This window comes from Micromonospora globispora, from assembly GCF_003857015.1.
In the GTDB taxonomy this organism is placed as follows: Bacteria; Actinomycetota; Actinomycetes; order Mycobacteriales; family Micromonosporaceae; genus Micromonospora; species Micromonospora globispora.
Genome location: NZ_QGGF01000536.1, coordinates 1 through 3,478 on the forward strand (window position 1 = coordinate 1; position 3,478 = coordinate 3,478).

General features: G+C 73.3%; 6 protein-coding genes. 2 read left to right on the forward strand and 4 right to left on the reverse strand.

What is annotated here, in order from left to right; all coding sequences use genetic code 11:
• Nucleotides 1-334: TroA family protein (locus DKL51_RS28145; RefSeq protein ID WP_498070958.1), on the forward strand; the 334-nt coding region annotated here is incomplete at its 5' end.
• Between the two features lie 183 nt (nt 335-517).
• On the opposite strand, the gene DKL51_RS28150 is transcribed toward DKL51_RS28145, so the two are convergent.
• Nucleotides 518-901, reverse strand: a complete 384-nt coding sequence (locus DKL51_RS28150) for a hypothetical protein (protein WP_109947253.1) — start codon at nt 899-901, stop codon at nt 518-520.
• Between the two features lie 125 nt (nt 902-1,026).
• Between DKL51_RS28150 and DKL51_RS28155 the strand changes: the two genes are divergently transcribed.
• Nucleotides 1,027-1,614, forward strand: coding sequence for a TOPRIM nucleotidyl transferase/hydrolase domain-containing protein (locus DKL51_RS28155; RefSeq protein WP_260428692.1), 588 nt, complete (start codon nt 1,027-1,029; stop codon nt 1,612-1,614).
• A 61-nt stretch (nt 1,615-1,675) separates the two neighbouring features.
• On the opposite strand, the gene tatC is transcribed toward DKL51_RS28155, so the two are convergent.
• The 3 genes from tatC to DKL51_RS28170 all read right to left on the reverse strand — a co-directional run bounded on the left by tatC (nt 1,676) and on the right by DKL51_RS28170 (nt 3,459).
• Nucleotides 1,676-2,629 (reverse strand): twin-arginine translocase subunit TatC, encoded by a 954-nt coding sequence (tatC, locus tag DKL51_RS28160; protein ID WP_109947252.1) that lies wholly within the window; start codon nt 2,627-2,629, stop codon nt 1,676-1,678.
• Between the two features lie 17 nt (nt 2,630-2,646).
• Nucleotides 2,647-2,994 carry a Sec-independent protein translocase subunit TatA gene (gene tatA, locus DKL51_RS28165; RefSeq protein WP_109947251.1) on the reverse strand — a complete coding sequence of 116 codons (348 nt, stop codon included), beginning with the start codon at nt 2,992-2,994 and terminating at the stop codon, nt 2,647-2,649.
• 216 nt (nt 2,995-3,210) lie between these two features.
• Nucleotides 3,211-3,459, reverse strand: coding sequence for a hypothetical protein (locus DKL51_RS28170; protein ID WP_109947250.1), 249 nt, complete (start codon nt 3,457-3,459; stop codon nt 3,211-3,213).
• Nucleotides 3,460-3,478 lie beyond the last annotated feature (19 nt).

Genomic DNA, 3,478 nt, shown 5'->3' on the forward strand with positions numbered 1-3,478 from the left:
CTGGATACCCGACCTGGTGCGGGTCGCCGGCGGCGAACCAGTGGCCGGCCATCCCGGCGCCCGCTCGGTCCCCACCACCTGGGCGGCGCTGCGGGCGGCGGCGCCGGAGGTCGTCCTGGTCACCCCGTTCGGCTTCCACCTGGACGGGGCGGCCGCGCAGGCGGCCGCGGTGGCCCCGCACTTCCCCGGCGCCGAGGTGTGGGCCCTCGACGCGGACGGGCTGATCGTCCGCGCCGGCCCGCGGCTGGTCGACGGGGTCGAGGCGATCGCGGCGATCCTGCACCCCGCCGCGGTGCCGCAGCCACCCGCCGGCCATCTCCGGCGGGTGGCCTGACCGTCGACCGGGAACATCCCTCGGCCACCGTGATGACTTTCCCGCCGGCCGGCCGTCTCACAGCGGGAGGTACGCCGCCGAGGGCGTACCGCGTGAGGCTCGGGGGGACGACGGATGAGGAAGATCGTGGCGGGAGAGTTCCTGACCCTCGACGGGGTCGGCGACTCGCCGCCCGGCGGGGATTCAGACCGGACGGGGGTCCCGCCGGAGCCGGGCGAGCCGACGCCAGCGGGGCAGCTCGGCACCGACGGTGACCAGGGCCAGCACGGTGACGGCGACGGCGACCGGCCGCGGCCACGCCATCCAGGCGGACACCGCCGCGGCGACCAGCTGCAGCGCCACCAGCGCTATGGTCACCACGCCGGGCACCGGCACGATGACCTGGTGCTTGTCGCCGGGGGTGGCGAAGACGGTCGGCAGTCCGATCAGGAGGATCACCGAGGCGACGGCCAGCAGTACCGAATGCGGGGCGAGCGCCCAGGGCGTGGCGACCCAGGCGATCAGTTCGGTGAGGAAGCGCAGTGCCGAGGCGAGGTCGGGTCGGCGCGGCGCGCCCTTGTCGATCACCGGGCCAGTATGCGCGATCATCCCCCGGCCGGGTGACCCGGCGGAAGCGTTGATATCCGGTTGCCGGTGGTGGCGACGCGCGGCATGGTGTCGTCGTGGCCGGCCGGCATTCGGGGAGGCGTGCGGTGGACCTGCGCACGACCCTCGACCTCGCCGCCGGCCTGGACGCCGCCACCGTGGTGCTGGTCGAGGGCGACAGCGACCGCCGGGCGTTGGCGGCGCTGGCGAGGCGTCGCGGCAGCCGCCTCGACGGCGTCGCCGTGGTGCCGATGGGCGGGATCACCAACGTGTCGCACTTCCTCGAACTGCTCGGCCCGCGCGGGCGCGGCCGCCGGGTGGTCGGCCTCTACGACGCCGCCGAGGAGGCGTACGTCCGGCGCGGCCTGGCGCGGGCCGGCTTCGGCGCGGACCTGTCGCGGGCCGCGATGGCGAGGCTCGGCTTCCACGCCTGCTGCGCCGACCTGGAGGACGAGCTGATCCGCTCGCTCGGCACGCCGGTGGTGGAGCAGGTCGTGGCGGCCGCCGGCGACCTGCGGTCGTTCCGGCTCTTCCAGCGGCAGCCCGCGCAGCAGGCGCGACCCGTACCGGCGCAGCTGCACCGGTTCATCGGCACCCGGTCCGGCCGCAAGAGTCAGTACGCCGGGCTGCTCGCCGACGCCCTCGACCCGGCCCGGGTGCCCGCGCCGCTCGACCGGCTGCTCGCCCACCTGTGACCACAACGGGAAACGCCGCCCCCGTGGGGCGGCGTTTCCTCGGTGCTGCAGGGACGGCCGGTCAGGTCATGTCGTCGTAGCGGCGCTCGATCGGCGCCGGCGCGGCGACCGGTTCCGGCGCCGCGACCGGGGCGACCGACTCGACGCGCTGACCCGCCTCCACCGGCCCGGGGGTGAGGTCCAGCGGCGACACCTCATCGTCGCTCAGGTCGTTGTAGAGCTCCCGGCCCCGGCCCCGGCGCTTGTCGTTGATGAACGCCACCCCGACCGCGACGAAGTAGAGCAGGGACAGCGCGCTGGCCAGCAGCGTCATGCCGAACGGGCCCGGATCGGGGGTGGCGATCGCGGCGAACGCGAAGGACACGAAGATCACCACACGCCACCAGCTGAGCAGGCGTCGGGCGCTCGCCACCCCGGTGAAGTTCAGCATGAGCAGGATCAGCGGGAACTCGAACGCCACCCCGAACAGCAGAATCATGTTCGTGACGAACCCGATGTACGCGCTGACCTCGAACTGGTTGGACAGCCCGCCGACTCCGGAATCCATCAGGAAACCGAGGCCCTTGTCGACCACGAAGTAGGCCAGCACCGCGCCGGCCGCGAACAGCGGCGCGGCGACCGACACGAAGACGTACGCCCACTTGCGCTCGTGCCGGTGCAGACCCGGGGCGATGAACGCCCAGAGCTGGTAGAGCCAGACCGGACCGCCGATGATCAGGCCGAGCCAGAGCGCCAGCTTCAGCTTCAGGATGAACCCGGTCGTCGGCGCCAGGGCCAGCAGGTCCTGGCAGTGTCCGAGCGCGTCGGTGGTACCGGGCAGCCGGCAGTACGGCCGCTTCAGCACCAGGAAGGCCGGGTCAGCCAGCCAGAAGCCGGCGATCAGGCCGCCGACGATCGCCAGCGAGGCGCGGAACAGCCGATTGCGCAGCTCACGGATGTGCTCTATGAGCGTCATTGAGCCGTCGGCGGCCCGCTCGAAGTCGCTCGGGCCGCGCTTCTTGAGCGCGAAGGCCACGGTGGTGGGCCCTTCGGTCAGTTGTCGCGGACGCGCTGCACCGGGTCGACCGGCGGGGCGACCGGCTGCTGCGGCTGCGGGGCGTACTGCTGCTGCGGCTGCGCGTACTGCTGTTGCGGCTGCTGCGGCGGGTACTGCTGCTGCGGCTGCTGACCGGCGTACGGCGGGAGCGGCTGGTAGCCGGCCTGCGCGTCGGCCTTCTCGGCCAGGTCACGGTCGTCGTCGTGGAGGCTCTTCGTCTCGGCCTTGATGATCCGCAACGAGCGGCCCAGCGAGCGGGCCGCGTCGGGGAGCCGCTTCGCGCCGAAGAGCAGGATCAGCACGACCACGAGTACGGCGATGTGCCACGGCTTGAGGGCACCCATGGGAAGCTCCAGTCGCTCTGTGTCGGTAACGGGCGGTCGCAGCCCATCGTACGTGCGCCGAGGGCGGTTGCCACCCCGCCGGGCCTGCTGATGCGGGCCTGGCCGGTGAAGTCTCGGTCACCCCGGAGTGTCCCGTCAACCGTCCGGGCTGGCGCGTTCCTGCGCGCAACAGGTACCGAACGCGCAGCTATCGCCCCCGGCACCGACCGGGATCGATCAATTTCCCCGCTTGGCCTTGAGCAACGCCACCCGCTCCTGGGTGGTGGCGAGTCTGGCCTGGAGCTCCTCGGCCCGCTCCTGGAGCACCTCGGCGGCGGACCGCAGCCCCTCCGCCTCGGCCTGGCGCCGCTGCAGGGCCACCGCCGCCCGGCGCAGCCGCGGCAGCCGCGTCAGCACCGGCCGGACCGCCAGGGCCAGCACGACGAGCGCGAGCAGCACCACCGCGAGCACGATCCACGTCACCACGGCGGCCAGCCTACTGGGT